Here is a 22,043-nt window from a genome sequence, read left to right as displayed (position 1 = left end):
GTAGTGAGAGCGGCGTGACAGGGCGTCACGCCAGCTCACGAGCGGTCACCCGGGCTCGTCCAGGAAGACCCGCCGGACCACCCGCTCCGCCGCGTGGCCGTCGTCCAGCGCGCAGAACCGGTCCCGGAACCGGCTCCGGGCCCGCTCCGCCTCCGCCGCCGTCTCCGCGCCGGAGCGGAACACCTCCAGCAGCTCGTCGAAGGTGAGCGCCACCGCACCCGGCGGCTCGGCCGTCACGTCGAAGTAGACCCCCCGGGCCAGGGCGTACGCCTCCCGGTCGGGGGCGTACACGACGATCGGGCGGTCCAGGACCGCGTAGTCGAACATCGCCGACGAGTAGTCGGTGACCAGCACGTCGGCGGCCAGGTACAGGTCTTCCACGCTCGGATGGTCGCTGACGTCCACGACCCGTCCCCGGGTACGCCGCCGGGCCCGGCCCTGCCGGTCCTGGAAGTAGTGGCTGCGGATCAGCAGCCGACCGGCCGGCCCGAGCACGTCGAGCAGCCGCCGCGGGTCGAACGGCGGGCGGTAGCGCGGCAGGTGCTCCCGGTGCGTCGGCGCGTAGAGCACCACCCGCTCGCCGGGGGCGACCCCGAGCCGGTCGCGGACCTCGCGCACCTCCTCGGCGGTGGCGGTGACCAGCCGGTCGTTGCGTGGGTACCCGACCTCCAGGGTGGTGTACGACGCCGGGTACGCCCGGTCCCACATCTGGGTGGAGAAGCTGTTCGAGGTGACGCTGAAGTCCCACCGGTCCACCCGGCGCAGCAGCCCGGCGAAGTCCATCCCGACCGCGCCCAACGGGTACCGCTGCTGGTCCAGCCCCATCACCTTGACCGGCGTGCCGTGGTGGGTCTGCACGTGCACCGATCCCGGCCGCTTCCGGACGAAGTCGGGGAAGTTGACGTTGTTGACCAGCCACCGCGCCCGGGCCAGCGCCCGGTAGTAGGCGCGGGTGCCGGCCACCACGTACTCGGTGCCCGGCGGCAGGGTGTCCACCCGGTCCCGCCGAACGATCCACACCCCACGGACGTGCGGCGCGAGCCGCCGGGCGGCGGCGTCCACCGCTGCCGGGTTGCAGGCGTAGCCGCGGTACCAGTAGGCCGCGTACACGGCCAACGTCTCCTCGATCGGCCGGCGCAGCTCGGCCCGGTAGTACTCGCGCAGCACCGCGTCCCGGGTCGACCGGGCGGCCCGCCGGGCCACCGGCAGGGCCCGCCGGGCCGCGCCCCGGGCGGTCGCCCTGGCCTGGTTGACGCCGCGCAGCGCGCTGAACGTGCGCCAGCGTCCCGCCGCCACCAGCCGGTGCTTGAGCCCCTCCACCCCGTCCGGCGCCGCGACGCCGCCCGGTGGCAGGTAACGCCGGTAGTCGGCGGTGATCTGGGCGAAGAAGGCCGGCCGCAGCTCGGGGGCGATCCGCTCGCCGTTGCCGAGCACCGTCAGGTAGTGCCAGACCATCCGCTCGAAGACCGCCGGGCGCAGCGCGGCCAGGTCCGGACGGGCGTCGAGGAACCGGAACACCCGGTGCCACTGCGCGAAGACCTCGAAGTGCCGGTCGCCCCGGGTCCGGGTGATCGCCCCGGCCCGCCGCTGCCGGTAGTTGACGCAGACCCGGTCGAGCACGCCGATCCGCTCAGCGGCCAGCAGCACCGGGTAGCTGAACGAGACGTCCTCGTACCAGCCGGGGGCGAAGCGGAGCCCCAGGTCGGTCAGGAACTTCCGGCGGACCAGCCGGTTCCAGGCGGTGTGCAGCAGGTGCAGGGCCTCCGGCCGGTCGGCCAGCCGGAAGGTCGCCGCGCCGGGCGGCTCGGGGAACACCTCCGCCATGGCGCTGCGGGTCGCGGTGTCGGTCCAGTGCACCCGGACGTGGTCGACGACGAGGACGTCCGGACGGGTGGCGCGGAGCCGGTCGGCCACCTCGGGCAGGCAGTCGGGCGCGAGCCAGTCGTCGCCGTCGAGGAACCAGACGTACTCCCCGACGGCCCGGTCCAGCCCGACGTTGCGGGCCGGGCCGAGGCCGACGTTCTCGGTGAGCCGGACCGGCCGGACCCGGGGGTCGCGGGCGGCGTACTCGTCGAGGATGTCGCCGACGGCGTCCGGCGAGGCGTCGTCGACGCCGACCACCTCGATGTCACCGAACGGCTGCCCGAGCAGCGAGTCCAGGCATTCGCGCAGGTAGCCCTGCACCCGGTGGGCCGGGACGACGAAGCTGATCAGGGTCATCCCGGCCGCCCTCCGTCAGCCCGGCGAGCCACCCCCGACCGGCACGGCCGTCGCCCGCTCGGCGCGGGCCGGCAGGACGACCCAGGTCAGGACGACACTCGCCACGAAAACCACGAGAAGGTACGTACCGAGTGTAGCCAGACCGATGCCCGCAAAACCGGCGATCGCCACGAGCGCCAGCAGCACCGAACGCCCCTCCCAGCCCAGCGTCCAGGAGTGCAGCGGCGGCGCGGCCTGCCGCTTCTCCAGCCGGGCGGTCAGGTCGTAGTGGTGCAGGGTGAGCACGAAGACGTACCCGAAGACCAGCCAGGCGGGCGCCCCGCCGACCACCCCGACGGTGATCGCGAAGAGGTACTCGCCGGCCCGCAACGCCGCCGGCACCAGCCAGTCCAGCGGCCCGTTGTGCGCCGCGCCGGCCCCCAGCCCGCCGACCAGGAGCACCAGCAGCGCCACCGGCAGCCACCAGCGCAGCCCACCGGCGTCCCCGCCGTCCGCCGTGACCAGTGCGGCCACCAGCAGCACCGCCGGCCCGAGCGCCCCGACCACCGCCAGCGTCAGCGGCCCCACCGGGCGCACGACCGGCAGCCGGGCCGCGAGCGGGCCGTCGTCGCGGTGCAGGGTGGCGTCGACCGTGTCCAGCACCGGCACCCACATCCAGCGGGCCCGCAGGGTACGCAGCGCACCCGTGTACCCGAACGCCAGCGTCCCCCAGACCAGCACCGCGACCAGGCTGACCGTCGGGTCGAACAGCGCGGCGGTCAGCGCGATCAGCGCCCATCGCTCACCGATCGGGAAGACCACCGTCCGCTTCAGCCAGTACGACACCGAGCCGGTGTCCGCCTGCACCTTCGTGGAGGCGGCGTTGAGCATGCCGCCGATCCCGCTGCCCGCGCCGGCCGACGGGCGGGGACGCCGGGCCGCCTCGTCGTGCAGCACCCCGTACCAGGCGTCGGTCATGTGCCGGACGGTCTGCAGGGTCATCGCGGCGATCGCCAACGCCCAGCCGTACCGGAACCCGCCGGCCGTGGCCCCGAAGCCGAGACCGGCGTAGACCAGGTACTCCTTGGCCCGGTCGGCCATCGTGTCCAGCCAGCCGCCCCAGGCGCTGAAGTGCCGGGTGTAGCGGGCCAGCTGCCCGTCCACGCAGTCCAGCACGAACCCCAGGTAGAGCAGGACGCCGCCGGCCACCAGGGCGGGCCGGCCACCGACGGCGAAGAGCAGCGCCGCGACGGCGGCGAAGAGCACCGAGACCATGGTGACCGCGGTCGGGCCGAGCCCGATCCGGGCGCACGCCTTCGTCACGTACGGCGACCAGGTGCTGACGAAGTAGGTGGTGAAGAAGTCGTCCCGCTCCTTCACCGAGAGCCGCAGCTCGGTCCGGTCCTCGTCGACCCCCGACAGCTCCGCCTCGGCGGCGCGCAACCCGTCGGCGTCGTCGACCCGGTGCGCCACGAGCAGGCGTACCCGATGGGCGAAGGTCAGCGTGCCGAGCGCGGTGAGGGCGGCGAAGAGCCGGTCCACCGCGGGCCCGGCCGCCGGCTGCGTGGCGGCGGCCCGGGCGGCGGCCGCCAGCGCCGGCAGGTCGCCCGCGCCGACCCGCAGCGCGCCGCCGAACACGCCGGTGGCGTCGGCGACCTCCGGTCCGGCCTCGACCACCTGGCCGCGCTCCTCGCGCAGCGCGACCCGGCCGGCGGCCGGCGGATCGGTCAGCACCAGGGCCACCGTCGGCCCGACCGGGCTGGTCCGCAGATGCCTGAGTACGGCGGTGTGCGCGACCAGATCGGCCCCGCTCACCACCACCGGGCCGGTCACGGTGTCCAGCAGGGCGGCCAGCTCACCCAGGTCGGCGACGGCCCGCACGGCGTCCGCCCCGGCGCGGCGCCACTGGTCGGCGAGGCGGGCGTCGAGGCGCTCCCCGGTCGAGGTCGGCAGGCCCGCGGCCGGCGCACCGGCGGCGAGCACGATCGCGAGCGTCACCGCGGGACCGCGGCGTGGTACGCGTCGAGCGCCTCGGCGACCGTGCCGTCCACGGTCAGCCGCCCGCCGTCGAGGTAGAGCCCCCGACGGCAGAACCGGGTCAGGTCCTTCTCGTTGTGTGACACCAGCACCAAGGTGCGCCCCTCCGCGAGCAGTCGGTCGATCGTCGAATAGCACTTCTTGCGGAACTCCGCGTCGCCCACCGCGGTCACCTCGTCCATCAGCAGGATCGGGTGCGGCAGGTGCGAGATGATCGCGAAGCCCAGCCGGACCTTCATCCCGGACGAGTAGTGCCGGACCGAGGTGTCGATGGCCCGCTCCACCTGCTCGCCGGCGAACGACACGATGTCGTCGAAGTGCCGCTTCAGGTACGCCGACGACAGCCCGTGCAGCCCGCCGACCAGGTAGAGGTTCTCCCGCCCGGTGAGGTCGTTGGAGAAGCCGGCCGACAGCTCCAGCAGCGGCGCGACGTCGCCGGACACCCGGATCCGCCCCTCGTCGGGGATGAGCACCCCGGCGATCAGCCGCAGCAGGGTGCTCTTGCCGGTGCCGTTGCGCCCGATCACCCCGACCGTGTCGCCCGGCTCGACGGTGAACGAGACGTCGCGCAGCGGCCAGAACTGACCGGCCGCCGCCCCGCGCCCACCCCGGTGGATGAACAGCTCCCGCAGCCGCAACTGTCGTCGGCGGTTGCGGACGAACCGGATGCCGAGGCCCTCCGCCTCGATGATCGGCGCCACCGTCACAGCTCCTTGAGCACGGCCGGTTCGAGCCGGCGGAACGCCCACCAGCCGGCCACCAGCGCCAGCAGGCTGCCGGCGACGGTGGTGGCCAGCAGCCGGGCGTCCGGGAACTCGTCCGGGTACCAGATCGCGTGCTGGAGCTGGAAGATTCCGACCAGCGGGTTCAGCTCGTACACCACCTTCACCCAGCCGGGCAGGCCGGACTCCCGGACCAGGCTCAGCGGGTAGATGATCGGCGTGGCGTAGAAGAGCACCCGGATGATCAGCCGCATGAACCGCTCGACGTCGCGCATCAGCACGTTGACCGCCGACAGCAGCAGCGACAGGCCGACCAGCAGCGTCGCCTGCACCAGCACCGCCAGCGGCAGGGCGAGCAGCGACCAGCCGGGGTCGATCCGCCCGTGGGCGAGGTAGACGGCGGCGACCGCGACCAGGATCGGCAGACCGGCGACGTACTCGGCGAAGCGGCCGGTGACCCGGCCGATCGGGAAGACCTGCCGGGGCACGTTCATCGTGGTGATCAGGCGGGACTGCCCGGTCAACGCGTTTGTCGCCTCGCTCAGCGCCGAACTGGTCCACATCCAGGCGAAGATGCCGGTGATCAGGAACAGCGGGTACGACTCGGCCGCCTGCCCCAGGTGCCGGCTGGTGTCGCCGGAGTACAGCACGCCGAAGACGAAGAAGTAGATCGCGCCCATGCCGAGCGGCTCGATCAGCGACCAGAAGTAGCCCAGCACCGACTGCTGGTACTTCACCGCCAGGTCGCGCTTGACCAGGATGCGCAGCGAGTTGCGGTGCGACCACAAGGCCGCGACGCCAGCGGTCACCGTCGCCTCCCGCCTCACCGACGGACGACAGGTTAGCAGTCGGTGAACGAACGCCCGCTCAGCACTCGATCACGTTGACGGCCAGGCCGCCGCGTGCCGTCTCCTTGTACTTGACCTTCATGTCGGCGCCCGTCTCCCGCATGGTCTTGATGACCTTGTCCAGCGAGACGGCGTGCACCCCGTCCCCGCGCAGCGCCAGCCGCGCGGCCGTGATCGCCTTGATGCTAGCCACCGCGTTCCGCTCGATGCAGGGGATCTGCACCAGCCCCCCGACCGGGTCGCAGGTCAGCCCCAGGTTGTGCTCCATGCCGATCTCGGCGGCGTTCTCCACCTGCGCCGGGGTGCCGCCGAGCGCCTCGGCCAGCCCGGCGGCGGCCATCGAACAGGCCGAGCCGACCTCGCCCTGGCAACCCACCTCCGCCCCGGAGATCGAGGCGTTCTCCTTGAACAGCACCCCGATCGCCCCGGCGGCCAGCAGGAACCGGACCACCCCCTCCTCGGCGGCGTCCGGCACGAAGCGGGTGTAGTAGTGCAGCACCGCCGGGATGATCCCGGCCGCGCCGTTGGTGGGGGCGGTGACCACCCGCCCGCCGGCCGCGTTCTCCTCGTTGACCGCGAGGGCGAACAGCGTCACCCAGTCCATCGCGCGCAGCGGGTCGGCCTCGCTCTCCGCCTCCAGGCTGCGGCGCAGCTCCGCCGCCCGGCGGCGGACCTTCAGCCCGCCCGGCAGCACGCCGTCCCGCGCGCAGCCCGCCTCGACGCACTCCCGCATCACCCGCCAGATCTCCAGCAGGCCGGCCCGCACGTCCGCCTCGCTGCGCCAGGACAGCTCGTTGGCGAGCATCACCTCGCTGATCGACAGGCCGGTGGCGGCGGTGACCTCCAGCAGCTCGGCGCCGGTGTAGAACGGGTACCGGACCCGGGTGGTGTCCGGCTTGATCCGGTCCGCCCCGGCGGCCTCCTCGTCCACCACGAAACCGCCACCCACCGAGTAGTACGTCCGGGCGCGGACCTGCGCGCCGGCGCCGTCGTACGCGGCGAAGGTCATCCCGTTCGGGTGGTACGGCAGCGACCGGCGACGGTGCAGCACCAGGTCGCGGTCCGGGTCGAAGTCGATCTCCTGGGCGCCGAGCAGGCTCAACCGCCCGGTTTCGCGGATCGCGGCCACCCGGTGGCCGACGGTGTCGGTGTCGACCGTCTCCGGGGCCTCGCCCTCCAGCCCGAGCAGCACCGCACGGTCACTGCCGTGCCCGTGCCCGGTCGCGCCGAGCGACCCGAACAGCTCCGCCCGGACCTGCGTCACGTCGGCGAGCAGCCCGTCGGCCTTCAGCCCGGCGACGAAGGTGCGGGCGGCCCGCATCGGGCCCACGGTGTGGGAGCTGGACGGCCCGATGCCGACGCTGAAGAGGTCGAAGACACTGATCATGGCTGCACTTCCTCGCCGTCGTTCCCCGTGGTGCGGGGTCCGGTCCCGGTGGGCTGGCCGCCCCGGCCGGGACGGTCGTTCCGGCACCGCCACGGGTACGGGCGGCGCCGACGGGCGAGCCTACCCGCCCAGCTCACCGCGTGCCCGGCTCACCGCTACACCCCCGCCACCCCCCCGGCGAATTCCGGCAACTCGCCCTCGCCCAGCCCCTCGCCCTCGCCCCCGAATGCGGCGTGTCGCGGTGTCGACCGACCGGGACACCGCGACACGCCGCATCTCGTGGCCGCACGAGCGGGTACGGGGCGCGTCGGCTGAGGCCGACGCGGGTAACCACCTACGGGTACGGGGCCGCCGGATCCCTCTCGGGACGGAGGGCGCGGTGGCCACTCCTTCCTACCGTGGATCGCAGAGCGGCGGATCGCCGCAGAGTGGGAGTACGACGATGAGTCGCAAACTGGTCCGGCCCCGCGAGGGGCGCATGCTCGCCGGTGTCTGCGCGGGTCTGGCCCGCCGGTTCAACACCTCGCCGAACCTGATCCGGCTGCTGTTCCTGCTGTCGCTGCTGCTGCCCGGCACGCAGGTGATCGTCTACCTGGTGCTGTGGATCCTGATGCCGAACGAGGACCGCTACGCCACCACCCGCTACTGACGACCTCGTCGGCGTGGCCGCCGCTCGCAGCCCTGCGGCGGCGGCCACCGCCGAGGCGCACCACCCGCGTCATCGCGACAAAAACACACACGAGCCAAGTTTTGCCCACAGCCCACGCGGCTTTTGCCGCTATTTGAAGGCACAACTTCGCACACCACGGCATTGACAGCGTGTCAACAGGTTGCGGACGTGCCTCCACCAGCCGCGCCGGCCCGTCTCGCGCTACGACTGGCGTAGGTCGACGCGGGCGGGGGCGGGCGCGGTCACGCGCCCGCCCCCGTCGTCGTCAGGTCAGGGCGCGGTGTAGGTGATCGTCACCTTCTCGTAGCCGAGGGAACGCAGCAGCCCCTCCAGCATCTTGCGGGTGTTCTCCTCGGCGCGCTGTTGCAGCCCGCTGTCCCGCGCCGCCGTGGTGATCCGATCCTCGGCGAGCCGGTAGACCTGCTGCTGCCGGTTCGGGTCGCCCTTGACCAGGTCGCCGACCCGGTTGAGCAGGCCCCGCTCCTCGGCGAAGACGTAGCTCTTCTCCAGGTCGAGGTTGGTCTTGCCGAGCTGCGGGGCGGGCAGCTTGATCTCCACGGACTTTCCGTCCGCCGACTCCACCACCGCCCCCTCGGCGATCGTGGAGAAGTCGACGTACGCCTCGACGCTGCCCGCCCCGACGAAGAGGGTGCGCTGGTTGAGCAGCCACTCGGGCACGTTGTTGCGGTCGTTCTGCAGATCGACGACGACCTGGAAGTTGCCTTCGGCGGCGACGTAGCGGCTGAGGTCCTGGATCGACTTGAGCAGCGGCGGCTGGCTGCGGTCGGTCTGCTCCTTGGCGAACGGGTTGCGGAAGGCGGGGAAGATGCCGGTGGTCTGGGCGCCGAGCAGCACCACCACCGCCAGCGCCGCCGCACCCAGCACCCAGAGCAGGCCCTTCACCGGGCCACCGGCCGACCCGCGCCCGCCGGGCGGCGGCGGGGTCGGGTCGTCCGACCGGGCCGGAAGTGTGTCGGCGGTCGGGTAACCGGGGAACTCCCTCGTGGGCTCGTTGATGTCACCGTCGCGGGCCATCGCCCTCACCGTCCTCGTCAGACACGTCGTCTTCCGATGACGGTACGTGCCCGGTGCGACACCCGCTCGGCGAGCGACCCGAACGGGTGGATCCGCAGGTCAGGCGAAGGCGGAGAGGCCGGTGAGCTGCTGGCCGATGACCAGTTGGTGGATCTCCGAGGTGCCCTCGTAGGTCAGCACGCTCTCCAGGTTGTTGGCGTGCCGCATCACCGGGTACTCGCCCGAGACGCCGTTCGCGCCGAGGATGGTGCGGCACTGCCGGGCGATGTCCAGCGCCTCCCGCACGTTGTTGAGCTTGCCGACGCTGACCTGCGCGGGGCGCAGCCGGCCGGCGTCGGCGAGCCGGCCCAGGTGCAGCGCGAGCAGCAGGCCCTTGTTCCACTCGACGGCCATGTCGGCGAGCTTGGCCTGGGTGAGCTGGAAGCCGGCCAGCGGCCGGCCGAACTGGGTGCGGGTGGTGGCGTAGTCCAGGGCGGTCTCCAGGCAGTCGCGGGCCGCGCCGAGCGCGCCCCAGACGATGCCGTGCCGGGCCTCGGTCAGGCAGCTCAGCGGGGCCTTCAGCCCGACCGCCTCGGGCAGTCGGGCGTCCGCCGGGAGCCGGACGCCGTCGAGGACGATCTCGCCGGTGAGCGAGGCGCGCAGCGACATCTTCTGCCGGATCTCGCGCGCCGTCACCCCCGGCGTGTCCATCGGTACGGCGAACCCGCGCACCCCGTCGTCGGTGCGCGCCCAGATCACCGCGACGTCGGCGATCGGCGCGTTGGTGATCCACATCTTGGCGCCGTCGAGGATCCAGTCGTCGCCGTCGCGGCGGGCCCGGGTGGCCATCGAGGCCGGGTCGGAGCCGTGGTCCGGCTCGGTCAGCCCGAAGGAGCCGATCGCCTCGCCGGCCGCCATCGCGGGCAGCCAGCGCTGCTTCTGCTCCTCGCTGCCGTAGCGCCAGATGGCGTACATGGCCAGCGAGCCCTGCACCGAGACCAGCGAGCGGACGCCGGAGTCGCCGGCCTCCAGCTCCAGGCAGGCCAGCCCGTACGCGACGGCCGAGGAGCCGGCGCAGCCGTACCCGGTCAGGTGCATGCCGAGCAGGCCGAGCTTGCCGAACTCGCGGGCCAGCTCGCGGGCGGGCACCTCCCCCCGCTCGTACCAGCCGGCGACGTGCGGGCGTACCCGGTCGTCGACGAGCCGGCGCACGACGGCACGGATCTGGCGCTCCTCCTCGCTCAGCGAGGCGTCGACGTCGAGCAGGTCGAGAGGGCTCATGGGGGCCACCCTAACGATTCCTCAGGCCGCCGGTCACTCGCCCTGACCGCCGAGCACCAGCACCCGGGCGTGGATCTGGTTGCGCTGCTGCAACGCCGCGCGCAGCGCCCGGTGCAGCCCGTCCTCCAGGTAGAGCCCGCCGTTCCACTGCACCACGTGCGGGAACAGGTCGCCGTAGAAGGTCGAGTCCTCGGCGAGGAGCTTGTCCAGGGCCAGCTCCCGCTTGGTGGTGATGAGCTGGTCCAACCGCAGCGGGCGCGGGGGGATCTCGGCCCACTGCTTGAGCGTGAAGTTGTGCTCCGGGTACGGACGCCCGTCCCGGACCGCTCTGAAGATCACGGCACGCTCCCCTCCCCGTGGCCGGGCCGACCGACGGCGCGGAGCCGGGTCACGCCGTGGCGCCGCACGGCGCGGCACTGATGTCCGTGCCAGCCTAACCGCCACCGCCACACCGCGTTTTACTCCCTCATGTCGGTTTCGCTACCGCCGATACCCGGCCGGGACCACCCGAATCCCCTTCAACTCCACCGGCCGCGCCGGACCACCTCACCCACCGGCTTGCGGCCCCGGCGCAGCGACGGTGACCGGTGGTCGGGCGCGCGGTAACCCACGGTCACCGCGCCGATCGGCTGGTACTCCTCGGGCACCCCGAACGCCTCCCGGTAGGCGTCCAGCCGCTGCGGCGGAATGCCGAAGAAGCACCCGCCCAACCCCTCGTCGACGGCGGTCAGCAGCATCAGCAGCGCGGCGAAGCCGGTGTCCACGTACCAGTACGGCACCGGCCAGCGCTCGGCCGAACGGTCCGCCCAGCCCTTGTCCGGCTCGGCGTAGCGCTCCAGGTACGCCGAGCGGTTCGCGTGCGGCACCACGATCAGCGGCGCCCGGCGCATCCCGGCCAGCCAGCGCTCCCGTCCGCCGCCGGCCGGGGTGGCCGCCGTCCAGAACCGCTCCCGGTCCTCCGGGGCCTCCAGCACCAGGAAGCCCCAGCCCTGCGCGAATCCGGCCGAGGGCGCCCGGACGGCGTGGTCGAGCAGCCGGTCCACGACCTCCGGCGGGACCGGGCGGTCCGGGTCGTAGTTGCGCACCATCCGACGGCGTCGGACGACCTCGGCGAACTCCATCTGCTCAGGCCCCCGGGCGGACGCCCCAGGCGCCCCGCCAGGTCGCGCCCGGCTTCAGCGTGATCACGTCCCGGCCGGAGCGGAAGGCGTCCGCCGGGCAGGTCATCGGCTCCACCGCCACCGAGCGGCGGTGCCGCTGCCCGGTCAGGGTGTCCCCGGTGAAGACCTGCCACCAGCCGAACTCGCGGTCCGCCCAGACGTGTACGACGCTCGCGCCGTCCGCGGCGGCCAGGGTCACCGCCGAGCCGCCGTCGTCGTCGCGGACCACGTCGCCGAAGGCCACGTCGAGCACCGCGTCGCCGATCGGGCGGGGCGCGGTGAAGTCGTACTCGGTGCCGGCGACCGAGGTCACCCCGACCGGCAGCAGCCGGCTGTCGAGCAGCACCCGGGTACGCCCCGGCACGCGCAGCAGGATCTGGTCCACCGGCACGTCGGGCAGGCGCAGGTACGGGTGCATGGAGAAGCCGAACGGCGCCGGCTCGTCGCCGGTGTTGGTCGCCTCGTGCTCGACCCGTAGCCCGTCCGCGCCCACGCCGAACCGGGTGCGCAGCCGCAGCGACCACGGGTAGCCGGGGCGCGGCGGCAGGTCGTAGCCGACGGTGACCGCGTCCGGCGTCTGCTCGACCAGGTGCCAGGAGACCCAGTTGACCAGGCCGTGGATGGCGTTGTTCCGGGCCGGCTCGGAGAGGTCGAGTTGCAGCGACCGCTCGCCGGACGTGTACGCCCCGTCCCGGATCCGGTTCGGCCACGGCGCGAGCACCTGACCGGCCGAGCCCGGGCAGATCTCGTCCTCCTCGTACCCGTCGAGGTAGTCCACGCCGTCGTGCCGGTACGACCGCAGCCCACCGCCCACCTCGACGATGACCGCCTGGTGGCCGTCGGCGGCAATGGTCCACTGTGCACCCGAGGGTGGGCGCGACACGGCGTTCTCCATGTCGGCGACCTTAGTCGCCCCGGTCGGCCCGCGCCGGACCCGCCGCCCGCGGTCCCGGTCGGCGGTCACCCGGGCGACTCCGGTCCCGGGCCGGGCCGGCATCCGGCACGACCCGGACCGTCACCCCGCCGGCGTCCCGACGGCCCGGTCCCGGTCGGCCACCGTGGCGGAGCGGTAGCGGACCAGCGCCGGGAAGACCACGGCCAGCGCGATCGCCAGCACGGCGGAGAGCAGGCCACCGCCGACCCAGGCGACCCCGGTGCCGAACCCGGCGGCCACCGTGCCGGCGCGCAGGTCGCCCAGCCGCGGCCCGCCGGCGACGACGACGGTGTTCACCCCCTGCAGCCGGCCGCGCATCCGGTCCGGGGCGTACACCAGCAGCACCGACTGCCGCAGCACCGCGCTGACCAGGTCGGCCATCCCGGCGACGGCGAGCAGCACCACCACCAGCCAGAGTTGGCCGGCCAGCCCGGCCAGCGCGACCGCCACCCCCCAGCCGACCACCGCCACCACCAGCGCCAGCCCCTGCCGGCGCAGCCGGCCGATCCAGCCGGAGGTCAGGCCGCCGAGCATCGCGCCGATCGCGATGGCGCTGTACAGCCAGCCGACCGCCGCCCCACCGCCGAACCGCTCCTGCGCCACCTCGGGGAAGAGCGCCCGCGGCATGGCCAGGATCATCGCGATCAGGTCGATCGCGAAGGAGAGCAGCAGCACCGGCGTGGTGGCCAGGTAGCGGAACCCGTCGGCGATGCCGGCGAGACCGCCCCGGGGCACCTCCCCCTCAGCGGGCGGCTCCGGCGGCATGGCGGGCAGCCGGACGGTGGCCACCACCAGTCCGGTGAAGAGGACCGCGTCCAGCGCGTAGGCGATCGGCAGGCCCGCGTCCGCGCCGAAGGCCGCGATGATCAGCCCGGCGGCCAGCGGCCCGACCACCGAGGCGGCGGTGAACGTGGTGTAGTTCAGCGTGCTGCCGGCCGGCACCAGCTCCAGCGGCAGCAGCCGGGGCAGGATCGCCGAACGGGCCGGCGAGCTGATCGCGAAGGCGATCGAGTGCACGGTGACCAGGGCCAGCAGCACCACCGGATGGCCGTCGCCGAGCAGCGCGTGCACCAGCAGGCCCAGCATCGAGACCCAGAGCAGCGCCGAGCCGGCGAGCAGCACCCGGCGCCGGTCCCGGGCGTCGGCCACCGCGCCGCCCCACAAGCCGAAGACCAGCAGCGGTACGAAGCCGGCGACGCCGAGCAGCCCGACCCAGAACGAGTCCCCGGTGAGCGCGTACATCTCCACCGGCACCGCGACCGCGGTGAGCTGGAAGCCGAACATGGCGAGCGTGTTGCCGAGCCAGATCCGCCGGTACGCCGGCACCGCCAGCGGGCGCAGGTCGATGGCCCAGCGACGCGATCCGCGCCGCCGGGTCGGGTTCGCGTCGGTCACGGGGCCAGCCGCTCCACGACCCAGTCGCCGTGGTCGGCACGCCGGAACCGCAGCCGGTCGTGCAGCCGGCTGGCCCGCCCCTGCCAGAACTCCACCGTCTCCGGGCGGACCCGCAGCCCGCCCCAGTGCGGCGGGGCGGGGATCTGCCCGACGTCGGCGAACCGCGCCGCCGCCGCCTCGTACGCCGCGTCCAGCGCGGCCCGGTCGGGGATGACCCGGGACTGGGTGCTGGCCCAGGCGCCGAGCTGGGACCCGCGCGGGCGGCTGGCGAAGTACGCCCGGGTCTCGGCCCGGTCCACCCGCTCGACGCGTCCGGCGACCACCACCTGCCGCTGCATCGGGAACCAGGGGAAGACCAGGCTGGCCCACGGGTTGGCGGCGATCTCGGCGCCCTTGCGCGAGGCGTGGTTGGTGTAGAAGACGAAGCCCTCCGGGTCGTACCCCTTGAGCAGCACGGTGCGACCGCTGGGGCGACCGGCGGCGTCGGCGGTGCCGACCACCATCGCGTTCGGCTCGGGCAGCCCGGCGGCGACCGCGTCGGCGAACCACCGGTCGAACTGGGTGTACCAGTCGGCGGCCAGATCTGTCTCGGAAAGGCCCAGGTCGGCGGCGTACTCGTTACGCATGGCCGCCGGGACGGGTGTGTCGCCGGTCACGTTCCCTCTCCCCCTCGTCGGGGTGTCCGCGCCCTTCGGCGCTGGCCAGCCCTCAGCATCCAGTCTCGCCGAGCCCGGGACGGGCTCCACCTCCGGGGATGTCGTGTGCGGCACAGTCGCACTGGGTCGCGCGCTCGGTTACCCAGCAGGCAAGATGTCACGAACACATCCCTGAGGGTCGCCTTGGGTACCGGGCAGTACGAGCCCGCGGCGGGGCGCACCGAGCCAGAAGCCAGGAGACGACATGTCCGACTTCAAACCGGGCCTGGAGGGCGTCGTAGCCTTCGAGACCGAGATCGCCGAACCGGACCGCGAGGGTGGCGCGCTGCGCTACCGGGGCGTGGACATCGAGGATCTGATCGGTCAGGTCTCCTTCGGTAACGTCTGGGCGCTGCTGGTCGACGGGCGCTTCGGTCCGGGCCTGCCGCCGGCCGAGCCGTTCCCGGTGCCGGTGCACTCCGGTGACATCCGCGTCGACGTGCAGTCCGCGGTCGCCATGCTGGCCCCGTACTGGGGGCTCGACCAGCTGCTGGACATCTCCGACGAGCAGGCCCGCGAGGACCTGGCCCGGGTGTCGGTCACCGCGCTCTCCTTCGTCGCCCAGTCCGCCCGTGGCCTCGGCCTGCCGGCCGTGCCGCAGAAGGAGATCGACAAGGCGGAGACGATCGTCGAGCGCTTCATGAAGCGCTGGCGCGGCGAGCCCGACCCGCGCCACGTCAAGGCCGTCGACGCGTACTTCATCTCGGCCGCCGAGCACGGCCTGAACGCCTCCACCTTCACCACCCGGATCGTCGCCTCCACCGGGGCCGATGCCGCGGCCTGCATCTCCTCCGGCATCGGCGCGCTCTCCGGCCCGCTGCACGGCGGCGCCCCGTCCCGGGTGCTCACCATGCTGGAGGCCGTCGAGCGCAGCGGCGACGCCGAGGGGTACGTCAAGGGCGTCCTCGACCGCGGCGAGCGGCTGATGGGCTTCGGCCACCGGGTCTACCGGGCCGAGGACCCGCGCGCCCGGGTGCTCCGCCGGACCGCCCGCGAGCTGGGCGCGCCGCGCTTCGAGGTGGCCGAGGCGCTGGAGAAGGCGGCGCTGGCCGAGCTCCAGGCCCGCCGCCCGGACCGGGTGCTCGCCACCAACGTCGAGTTCTGGTCGGCCGTGGTGCTGGACTTCGCCGAGGTGCCGGCGCACATGTTCACCTCGATGTTCACCTGCGCCCGGATGGGCGGCTGGAGCGCGCACATCCTGGAGCAGAAGAAGCTCCAGCGGCTGGTCCGCCCGTCCGCCCGCTACGTCGGGCCGGGCACCCGCAAGCCGCAGGAGGTCGAGGGCTGGGACGCCATCCCGCACGGCGTCTGACCCACGTACCCGCAGGGGCCCCGTCCGCACGGACGGGGCCCCTGTCCGTGTCGGTGTGGCGTGTGCCTCAGCCTGTGGCGCATCCCTCAGCACCCGGGCCGGGACCGACCGCCGGCCGGCCCGGACCGGGTGCGAGGATGAGGGCACGGCAGTGCCGCCGGAACGGGCTCGGACCACGGGCCCCGCGCGCCGAGGCGTGCGAGGCCGCCGTCGATCCGTGCCCGTTGTACGGGCCCGCCCTCGCCCATGCGGAAGGATCGAGACAACCGTGGCTGACGCACCGACCATCCGGATCCCTGACGACATCAAGCCCGCCGACGGGCGGTTCGGCTGCGGGCCGTCCAAGGTCCGTCCGGCGGCCGTCTCCGCCCTCGCCGACGTGGCGACCAGCTACCTGGGCACCTCGCACCGGCAGAAGACCGTCCGCGACGAGGTGGCCCGGCTGCGCCGGGGCATCGCCGAGTTCTTCTCCCTGCCCGAGGGCTACGAGGTGGTCATCGGCAACGGTGGCACCACCGCCTTCTGGGAGGTCGCCACCTTCGGCCTGGTCCGCGACCGGGCCCAGTTCGCCAGCTTCGGCGAGTTCGGCGCGAAGTTCGCCAAGTCGGTCAAGGACGCGCCGTTCCTCGGTGAGCCGACCGTCCGCAAGTCGGAGGCGGGCAGCGCCCCGAGCCTGGTCGCCGAGGCCGGGGTGGACGTCTACGCCACCCCGCACAACGAGACCTCCACCGGCGTGGCGGTGCCGATCAGCCGGGTGCCGGGCGCCGACGAGGGCTCGCTGCTGCTGGTCGACGCCACCTCCGGCGCGGGCGGGCTGGACGTCAACGTCGGCGAGACCGACGTCTACTACTTCGCCCCGCAGAAGTGCTTCGGCTCCGACGGCGGCCTCTGGCTGGCCCTGATGTCGCCGGCCGCGCTGGAGCGGGCCACCGAGATCAAGTCCTCGGGCCGCTACATCCCGGCCTTCCTCGACCTGGTCACCGCGATCGACAACTCGCGGCTGGAGCAGACGTACAACACGCCGGCGCTGGCCACCATCTTCCTGGCCGCGGAGCAGACCGACTGGATGAACGCGCAGGGCGGCCTGGCCTGGGCGGCCAAGCGCACCGCCGAGAGCGCCGGCATCGTCTACGGCTGGGCGGAGCGCTCCGAGGTGGCCACGCCGTTCGTCACCGACCCGGCGCTGCGCTCCAACGTGGTCGCCACCATCGACTTCGCCGACGGGGTGGACGCCTCGGCGATCGCCAAGGCGCTGCGCGCCAACGGCATCGTGGACACCGAGCCGTACCGGAAGCTGGGCCGCAACCAGCTGCGGGTCGCGCTCTTCCCGGCGGTCGAGCCGGCCGACGTGGAGGCGCTGACCGCCTCGATCGACTACGTGGTCGAGCGACTCTGATCAACCGTCACGGTGGGTGGCCGGGAAGGCTCCCGTTGCCACCCACCGTGACGATCGCCGCAGCTCAGTCGCGACATGCGGGTGTCGCATCCCCCACCTTCGGGTAGATGAGCGTACGGTGGTGCGAGACGCCCGGGTGGCCGGCTCGTGGCGTGACGGCCAGCGAAGCGGGACGGAGGCAACGCCATGCGCCCAGTACGCTTCGTCGCCCTCTCCGAGGACGGCCAGGCTCTGGTTCTCGCCGACGAGGTCGGGCGTCTGCTCGCCCTCCCCATCGACGACCGGATCGCCTCGGCGCTGCACGCCGAGCCGGGTGCCGCACCCCTCTCCGTGGTGCCGGCCGCCGCCGACCCGACCCCGTCGCTCTCCCCGCGGGACATCCAGGCCCGGATCCGCTCCGGCGAGTCCGCCGAGGACGTCGCGCGGATCGCCGGCGTCCCGGTCGACCGCGTCCTGCGCTACGCCGGTCCGGTGCTCCAGGAGCGGGCCATGCTGGCCCAGCACGCCCGGCGCACCCGGCTCAAGGGCGCCGAGAAGCCCACCCCGCTCGCCGAGGTGGTCAACGGCCGGCTGGCCCAGCACGGGATCGACACCGAGAAGATCTCCTGGGACGCCTACCGGCGCGACGACGGCACCTGGCGGATCATCGCCACCTGGCCGTCGGGCAAGGCCACCGCGCAGGCGGTCTGGGACCTCGACAAGACCCGGCAGAACGTCGCCCCGCACGACGACATGGCGCAGTACCTCTGCGCCGAGCGTCCGACGCCGATCCTCGGCCAGGAGCCAGCGCCGGAGCGGGGCGGCCACGCGCTGCCCGGTCCGTCGCGCGGCGAGCCGAGCCGGGGCGGGCACGGCCTGCCGGCGGCCGCCGAGCCGCGTCCGGGTCGGGACCCGATCCGGGCCGGGCGGGACGCCCTGCTCGCCTCCCTGGACCGGCCGCTCGGCGGCACCTCCGGCCGTGGGCTCGACCCGCGGTCCCCGGCCGCGATGGCCGGTCCGGAGGCACCCCGGCAGCGGGCGGTCGGCGGGGGTGCGGCAGCGCTGCTCGGCGGCGGTCAGGGTTCCGCCTTCGACGACGACTCGGACGCGCCGAAGGAGGTCCCGGCCGTACCGTCGCTGGCGGTGCTGCGACCGCGCCGGACGGGCGCCGCGGCGGCCGCTGCCGGCGGCGACACCGCCGAGGCCGGTGGCAAGCCGCGCAAGCGCCTGCCGAGCTGGGACGACGTCCTCTTCGGCAGCGGGCCGGCGGCCCGCGAGTCCTCCTGATCCACGGCCACCCCTGGCACGCGTACGACACTCCGGCACCGCGCCGGAGTTCGTGGTGAGGCACTCTAAGTGCCCGCGTGCCAGGGTGGGTCCATGGAGTACACGAATCTGGGACGCACCGGTCTCTCGGTGAGCCGGCTCTGCCTCGGCACGATGAACTTCGGGCCGCAGACCAGCGAGCCGGACAGCTTCGCCATCATGGACCGGGCGCTGGAACACGGCATCAACTTCTTCGACACCGCCAACGTGTACGGCTGGCAGACCGGTGAGGGGATCACCGAACAGATCATCGGCCGCTGGTTCGCCCAGGGCGGCGGGCGGCGCGACAAGGTCGTCCTCGCCACCAAGGTGTACGGCAAGATGGGCGACTGGCCGAACGAGCAGGGCCTGAGCGCCCGGCACATCGTCCGGGCCTGCGAGGACTCGTTGCGCCGGCTCCAGACCGACGTGATCGACCTGTACCAGATGCACCACGTCTCGCGGAGCACCCCGTGGGAGGAGATCTGGCAGGCGATGGAGACGCTGGTCGCCCAGGGCAAGGTGATCTACGTCGGGTCGTCCAACTTCGCCGGTTGGCACATCGCCCAGGCGCAGGCGGCCGCCGCGAAGCGCAACTTCCTCGGCCTCGTCGCCGAGCAGTCCATCTACAACCTGCTCACCCGGCACGTCGAGCTGGAGGTGATCCCCGCCGCGCAGCACTACGGGCTGGGTGTCATCCCCTGGTCGCCGCTGCACGGCGGGCTGCTCAGCGGGGTCATCCGGAAGATGGCCGAGGGCGGCGCGGCGCGCGGCACCAGCGGCCGGGCCGCCGACGCGCTGGCCGAGCACCGGTCGACCATCGAGGCGTACGAGAAGTTCTGCGCGGACCTCGGCCACGACCCGGCGGACGTGGCGCTCGGCTGGCTGCTCTCCCGGCCCGGGGTGACCGCCCCGATCATCGGCCCGCGCACCGTCGACCAGCTCGACCGCACCCTCGGCGCGCTGACCGTCGACATCGACGAGGCGACGCAGGAGCGGCTCGACGAGCTGTTCCCGCCGGTCGGCAACGGCGGTCCGGGACCGGAGGCGTGGGCCTGGTGAGCCGACCGACCGCCTTCGTCTGACACCAGTTGCGGCGAGTCGCGGTGTCCCGGTGTCGGGTCACCGCGACTCGCCGCATCTCGCGCCCCTCCCGGTGGGCCGTTCAGAGGGGCCAGGCCGCCAGGCGGTCGTACGTGGGGCGGGGGCCCTGGTGGCTGCGGACCAGGACCAGTTCGGTAGCGGGCCACTCCGGGCCCCGGTACGCGTCGAGGGCGGCCCGGTCGGCCTCCACGTCGGACCGGTCGACGCGGTCGCCGGGGCGGGCGACGGTCAGGTGCGGCCGGAACGGCCGGTCGTCGTGCGGGAGGCGGTTGCGGCGCAGCCCGGACCGGATCAGCCGGCCCAGCACGTGCAGCGCCTCCACCTCGCCGAGCAGGTCGACCCAGAGGACGGTGAACCGGCCGCGCCCGAAGCGTCCGCCCCCGCCGAGGCGCAGCCGGGGGCTGCTCTCCCAGGTCTTCCGGGCGGTCTCGACGGCGAGGCCCAGGGTGCTCTCCACGTCGATCAGGCGGTCGGCCTCCACCTCGCCGAGGAAGGCGAGCGTGACGTGCAGCTGCGCCGGGTCGGCGAGGCGCACGTTGACGCCGGCGGCCTGGGCGGCGCCGACCCGCAGCCCGGCGATCCGGGCGGTCAGGTCCGCGACGGCGGCCGGTGGTGGGTAGACCGCGACGAAGAGTCTCACGCCCGCCGGTCACGGGGTCGGTGACCGGCGCGGGTGGTCGGCAGGTCCAGTCCGGCCAGGGCGAGCAGCCCTTCGACGCGTACCCGCTCGATCTCCCGGTCGACCCCGGTCAGCTCGCCCAGGTGCTCGGGTATGCCCAGTGCCCGGCAGGCGGCCCGGAGCCGCTCGTCGTACGCCTCGATGACCGAGCTGTGCCAGACCACCGAGCGACCGCCGGCGGCGAGCCGGTGCTCGCCCAGGCGGCGCAGGTCGGCGGCGATGCGTTCCAGCGGTCGCCGGTCCGGCCGGTCGAGCCGACTCAGGTCGATGTCCAGCGCGTAGGCGTCCGGACCGAAGGAGCGGTCCAGTTTGGCGATGGTGCGCCGTTCCCGGCGTCGCTCCCGCCACTCGGCCCAGCCGCAGGCGACCCGGTCGGCGATCTCGTCGAAGCAGAAGAGCAGGGCGATCAGGACCGGCAGGCACGCCACGGCGAAGATCATCAGTGCCAGCGTCCACGCCCCGCTACCGCCCTCCACGCATCGACGCTAAGGCCCACGCCGGGTGTCCGCCAGGGGATTGCCGGTATCCGGACCTTAAACCCGTCGGTTCTCCCGGATGGCGGTGTCGGGCCGGGAATCCCGCCGCCGCGAGTGGCGGTCGGGCTCAGCAGTCCGGGGAGGAGACGACGTAGAAGCGGGGCATGGGCAGCACCCGGAAGCGCAGCCGGGCGCCGTCGCGGCGCAGCTGCCAGGTGAGCGCCAGCAGGGCGGTCGCCAGCGAGACCAGCCCGCCGATCCAGATGCTGGCCCCCGCGCCGTACGTCTCGGCGAGCCAGCCGATCAGCGGCGCGCCGACCGGGTTGGTGCCGAGGAAGACCAGCACCCACAGCGCCATCACCCGGCCCCGGAAGGCGGCGTCGGTGCCGAGCTGGATCCGCTGGTTGGCCGCCTGGGCGAAGAAGACCATGAAGAACCCGGTCGGCAGCAGCAGCGCCACCACCAGCCAGTACGCCGGCGCGAGCCCGACCAGGGTGCCGAAGGTGGCACAGGCGACCGCCGCGCCGAGCACCAGCCACACCGAGGGGCGGCTGCGCCGCCCGGTGCCGGCCAGCGCCCCGACCAGGGCCCCGACCGCGAGCGCGCTGCTGAACAGGCCGAAGGACGCCGCTCCGGTGTCGAAGACGGTCTTGGCCAACGCGGCCAGGGTGAGCTGGAAGTTGAACAGCGAGGTGGCGATCACCGAGATCATCACCATCGGCAGCAGCAGGTCGGGGCGGCGGCGCACGTAGCGCAGCCCGTCGATCACCTTCGCCGACGCCCGCTCCTCGCGCGGCAGCAGCGCCTCCCGGTGCAGCTCGGCCGGACGCATCCGGACCACGTTGACCAGCGGGGCGATCGAGCTGAGCGCGGTGACCAGGAAGACCGGGCCGACGTCGAAGGCGGCGATGGCCAGGCCGGCGACGGCGGGCCCGACGATCCGGGCGGAGTTGAACGTGGCCGCGTTGAGCGAGAGCGCGTTGGGCAGCAGCGGCGTCCCGACCAGTTCGCTGACGAACGCCTGCCGTACCGGGGTCTCCACCGCGTTCGCGACGCCGAGCAGGGCGGCGAAGGTGAAGACGTGCCAGAGCTGCACCAGGCCGGTGATCACCAGGGCGGCCATGGCCAGCGCCAGCACGGTCCAGAAAGCGTTGGCGACGAAGAGCAGCATGCGCTTGTCGTACCGGTCGGCGAGCCGGCCGGAGAGCAGGGTGAGCAGCAGCACCGGGGTGAACTGCAGCGCGGTGACCACACCGAGCGCGGTCGCGGAGTCGTCGGAGAGCTCGAGGACGAGCCAGTCCTGGGCGATGAACATCATCCAGACGCCGATCAGCTTGATCAGCTGTCCGGATGCGAAGAGCCGGTAGTTGCGGACCTGAAGGGACTGGAACATCGTGCTCAGCTTCGCCTGCACTCTTGGTGCGCCTCCTCGGGTCGTACGCCGTATCCA

The 22,043-nt window shown here is 73.5% G+C and carries 20 protein-coding genes; 5 read left to right on the top strand and 15 right to left on the bottom strand.

Translation table 11 applies throughout. The features are described from left to right. Nucleotides 1-45: 45 nt before the first annotated feature. The 5 genes from GA0070614_RS18585 to GA0070614_RS18565 are packed head-to-tail and all read right to left on the bottom strand — an operon-like array spanning nt 46 to nt 7,193. The gene (locus tag GA0070614_RS18585) at nt 46-2,220 is read right to left on the bottom strand and encodes a bifunctional glycosyltransferase/CDP-glycerol:glycerophosphate glycerophosphotransferase (protein ID WP_088977157.1); all 2,175 of its coding nucleotides are present in this window, start codon (nt 2,218-2,220) and stop codon (nt 46-48) included. Between the two features lie 15 nt (nt 2,221-2,235). Then, nucleotides 2,236-4,197 carry a DUF5941 domain-containing protein gene (locus GA0070614_RS18580; RefSeq protein ID WP_088977156.1) on the bottom strand — a complete coding sequence of 654 codons (1,962 nt, stop codon included), beginning with the start codon at nt 4,195-4,197 and terminating at the stop codon, nt 2,236-2,238. Continuing rightward, entirely contained in the window at nt 4,194-4,937 is a 744-nt protein-coding gene (locus GA0070614_RS18575; RefSeq protein ID WP_088979506.1) for an ABC transporter ATP-binding protein, read from the bottom strand. The genes GA0070614_RS18580 and GA0070614_RS18575 overlap by 4 nt, the downstream gene beginning before the upstream one ends. Nucleotides 4,938-4,939: 2 nt before the next feature. Continuing rightward, a complete protein-coding gene (locus GA0070614_RS18570) occupies nt 4,940-5,767 on the bottom strand; it encodes an ABC transporter permease (RefSeq protein ID WP_088977155.1) in 828 nt (275 codons plus the stop codon). Between the two features lie 58 nt (nt 5,768-5,825). Continuing rightward, a complete protein-coding gene (locus GA0070614_RS18565) occupies nt 5,826-7,193 on the bottom strand; it encodes an L-serine ammonia-lyase (RefSeq protein ID WP_088977154.1) in 1,368 nt (455 codons plus the stop codon). 442 nt (nt 7,194-7,635) lie between these two features. On the opposite strand from GA0070614_RS18565, the gene GA0070614_RS18560 reads away from it, so the two are divergent. Beyond that, on the top strand, nt 7,636-7,842 hold the full coding sequence (locus GA0070614_RS18560; RefSeq protein ID WP_088977153.1) for a PspC domain-containing protein: 207 nt from the start codon (nt 7,636-7,638) through the stop codon (nt 7,840-7,842). Between the two features lie 291 nt (nt 7,843-8,133). On the opposite strand, the gene GA0070614_RS18555 is transcribed toward GA0070614_RS18560, so the two are convergent. The 7 genes from GA0070614_RS18555 to pdxH all read right to left on the bottom strand — a co-directional run bounded on the left by GA0070614_RS18555 (nt 8,134) and on the right by pdxH (nt 14,273). Beyond that, the gene (locus tag GA0070614_RS18555; protein ID WP_088977152.1) at nt 8,134-8,898 is read right to left on the bottom strand and encodes a DUF4230 domain-containing protein; all 765 of its coding nucleotides are present in this window, start codon (nt 8,896-8,898) and stop codon (nt 8,134-8,136) included. A 99-nt stretch (nt 8,899-8,997) separates the two neighbouring features. Continuing rightward, nucleotides 8,998-10,158, bottom strand: coding sequence for an acyl-CoA dehydrogenase family protein (locus GA0070614_RS18550; RefSeq protein WP_088977151.1), 1,161 nt, complete (start codon nt 10,156-10,158; stop codon nt 8,998-9,000). 33 nt (nt 10,159-10,191) lie between these two features. Continuing rightward, nucleotides 10,192-10,497, bottom strand: a complete 306-nt coding sequence (locus GA0070614_RS18545; RefSeq protein WP_088977150.1) for a type II toxin-antitoxin system VapB family antitoxin — start codon at nt 10,495-10,497, stop codon at nt 10,192-10,194. 179 nt (nt 10,498-10,676) lie between these two features. Then, nucleotides 10,677-11,279: a nitroreductase family protein gene (locus GA0070614_RS18540; protein WP_088977149.1), complete on the bottom strand. Its 603-nt coding sequence runs from the start codon at nt 11,277-11,279 to the stop codon at nt 10,677-10,679. A gap of 4 nt (nt 11,280-11,283) precedes the next feature. Next, nucleotides 11,284-12,213 carry an aldose 1-epimerase family protein gene (locus GA0070614_RS18535; protein WP_088979505.1) on the bottom strand — a complete coding sequence of 310 codons (930 nt, stop codon included), beginning with the start codon at nt 12,211-12,213 and terminating at the stop codon, nt 11,284-11,286. A gap of 120 nt (nt 12,214-12,333) precedes the next feature. Beyond that, nucleotides 12,334-13,647 (bottom strand): MFS transporter, encoded by a 1,314-nt coding sequence (locus tag GA0070614_RS18530; RefSeq protein WP_088977148.1) that lies wholly within the window; start codon nt 13,645-13,647, stop codon nt 12,334-12,336. Further along, complete coding sequence (pdxH, locus tag GA0070614_RS18525; RefSeq protein WP_088979504.1) at nt 13,644-14,273, bottom strand: pyridoxamine 5'-phosphate oxidase; 630 nt, start codon at nt 14,271-14,273, stop codon at nt 13,644-13,646. The genes GA0070614_RS18530 and pdxH overlap by 4 nt, the downstream gene beginning before the upstream one ends. A 274-nt stretch (nt 14,274-14,547) precedes the next feature. Between pdxH and GA0070614_RS18520 the strand changes: the two genes are divergently transcribed. From GA0070614_RS18520 to GA0070614_RS18505, 4 genes are all read left to right on the top strand, one after another. Beyond that, a complete protein-coding gene (locus GA0070614_RS18520; protein ID WP_088977147.1) occupies nt 14,548-15,654 on the top strand; it encodes a citrate synthase 2 in 1,107 nt (368 codons plus the stop codon). A gap of 268 nt (nt 15,655-15,922) precedes the next feature. Next, complete coding sequence (gene serC / locus GA0070614_RS18515; RefSeq protein ID WP_088977146.1) at nt 15,923-17,050, top strand: phosphoserine transaminase; 1,128 nt, start codon at nt 15,923-15,925, stop codon at nt 17,048-17,050. 186 nt (nt 17,051-17,236) lie between these two features. After that, a complete protein-coding gene (gene sepH / locus GA0070614_RS18510) occupies nt 17,237-18,316 on the top strand; it encodes a septation protein SepH (protein WP_088977145.1) in 1,080 nt (359 codons plus the stop codon). Nucleotides 18,317-18,409: 93 nt separating this feature from the next. After that, nucleotides 18,410-19,396 (top strand): aldo/keto reductase, encoded by a 987-nt coding sequence (locus tag GA0070614_RS18505; protein ID WP_088977144.1) that lies wholly within the window; start codon nt 18,410-18,412, stop codon nt 19,394-19,396. A gap of 103 nt (nt 19,397-19,499) precedes the next feature. Here the strand turns inward: GA0070614_RS18505 and thpR are convergent, their stop codons facing one another. From thpR to GA0070614_RS18490, 3 genes are all read right to left on the bottom strand, one after another. Beyond that, complete coding sequence (gene thpR / locus GA0070614_RS18500) at nt 19,500-20,078, bottom strand: RNA 2',3'-cyclic phosphodiesterase (RefSeq protein WP_088977143.1); 579 nt, start codon at nt 20,076-20,078, stop codon at nt 19,500-19,502. Then, entirely contained in the window at nt 20,075-20,557 is a 483-nt protein-coding gene (locus GA0070614_RS18495) for a hypothetical protein (RefSeq protein WP_088977142.1), read from the bottom strand. The genes thpR and GA0070614_RS18495 overlap by 4 nt, the downstream gene beginning before the upstream one ends. A 163-nt stretch (nt 20,558-20,720) precedes the next feature. Continuing rightward, a complete protein-coding gene (locus tag GA0070614_RS18490) occupies nt 20,721-22,007 on the bottom strand; it encodes an MFS transporter (RefSeq protein ID WP_088977141.1) in 1,287 nt (428 codons plus the stop codon). Between the last annotated feature and the right edge of the window lie 36 nt (nt 22,008-22,043).

The sequence above is a fragment of the Micromonospora coxensis genome, assembly GCF_900090295.1.
GTDB lineage: Bacteria > Actinomycetota > Actinomycetes > Mycobacteriales > Micromonosporaceae > Micromonospora > Micromonospora coxensis.
This window is presented reverse-complemented; position numbering and strand designations above follow the sequence as displayed.

Coding starts and splice junctions, on each gene's coding strand:
- GA0070614_RS18585 (WP_088977157.1), bottom strand. CDS start 2,220: ATGACCCTGATCAGCTTCGTCGTCCCGGCCCACCGGGTGCAGGGCTAC.
- GA0070614_RS18565 (WP_088977154.1), bottom strand. CDS start 7,193: ATGATCAGTGTCTTCGACCTCTTCAGCGTCGGCATCGGGCCGTCCAGC.
- GA0070614_RS18560 (WP_088977153.1), top strand. CDS start 7,636: ATGAGTCGCAAACTGGTCCGGCCCCGCGAGGGGCGCATGCTCGCCGGT.
- GA0070614_RS18555 (WP_088977152.1), bottom strand. CDS start 8,898: ATGGCCCGCGACGGTGACATCAACGAGCCCACGAGGGAGTTCCCCGGT.
- GA0070614_RS18550 (WP_088977151.1), bottom strand. CDS start 10,158: ATGAGCCCTCTCGACCTGCTCGACGTCGACGCCTCGCTGAGCGAGGAG.
- GA0070614_RS18540 (WP_088977149.1), bottom strand. CDS start 11,279: ATGGAGTTCGCCGAGGTCGTCCGACGCCGTCGGATGGTGCGCAACTAC.
- GA0070614_RS18535 (WP_088979505.1), bottom strand. CDS start 12,213: ATGGAGAACGCCGTGTCGCGCCCACCCTCGGGTGCACAGTGGACCATT.
- pdxH (WP_088979504.1), bottom strand. CDS start 14,273: ATGCGTAACGAGTACGCCGCCGACCTGGGCCTTTCCGAGACAGATCTG.
- GA0070614_RS18520 (WP_088977147.1), top strand. CDS start 14,548: ATGTCCGACTTCAAACCGGGCCTGGAGGGCGTCGTAGCCTTCGAGACC.
- sepH (WP_088977145.1), top strand. CDS start 17,237: ATGCGCCCAGTACGCTTCGTCGCCCTCTCCGAGGACGGCCAGGCTCTG.
- GA0070614_RS18505 (WP_088977144.1), top strand. CDS start 18,410: ATGGAGTACACGAATCTGGGACGCACCGGTCTCTCGGTGAGCCGGCTC.
- GA0070614_RS18495 (WP_088977142.1), bottom strand. CDS start 20,557: ATGATCTTCGCCGTGGCGTGCCTGCCGGTCCTGATCGCCCTGCTCTTC.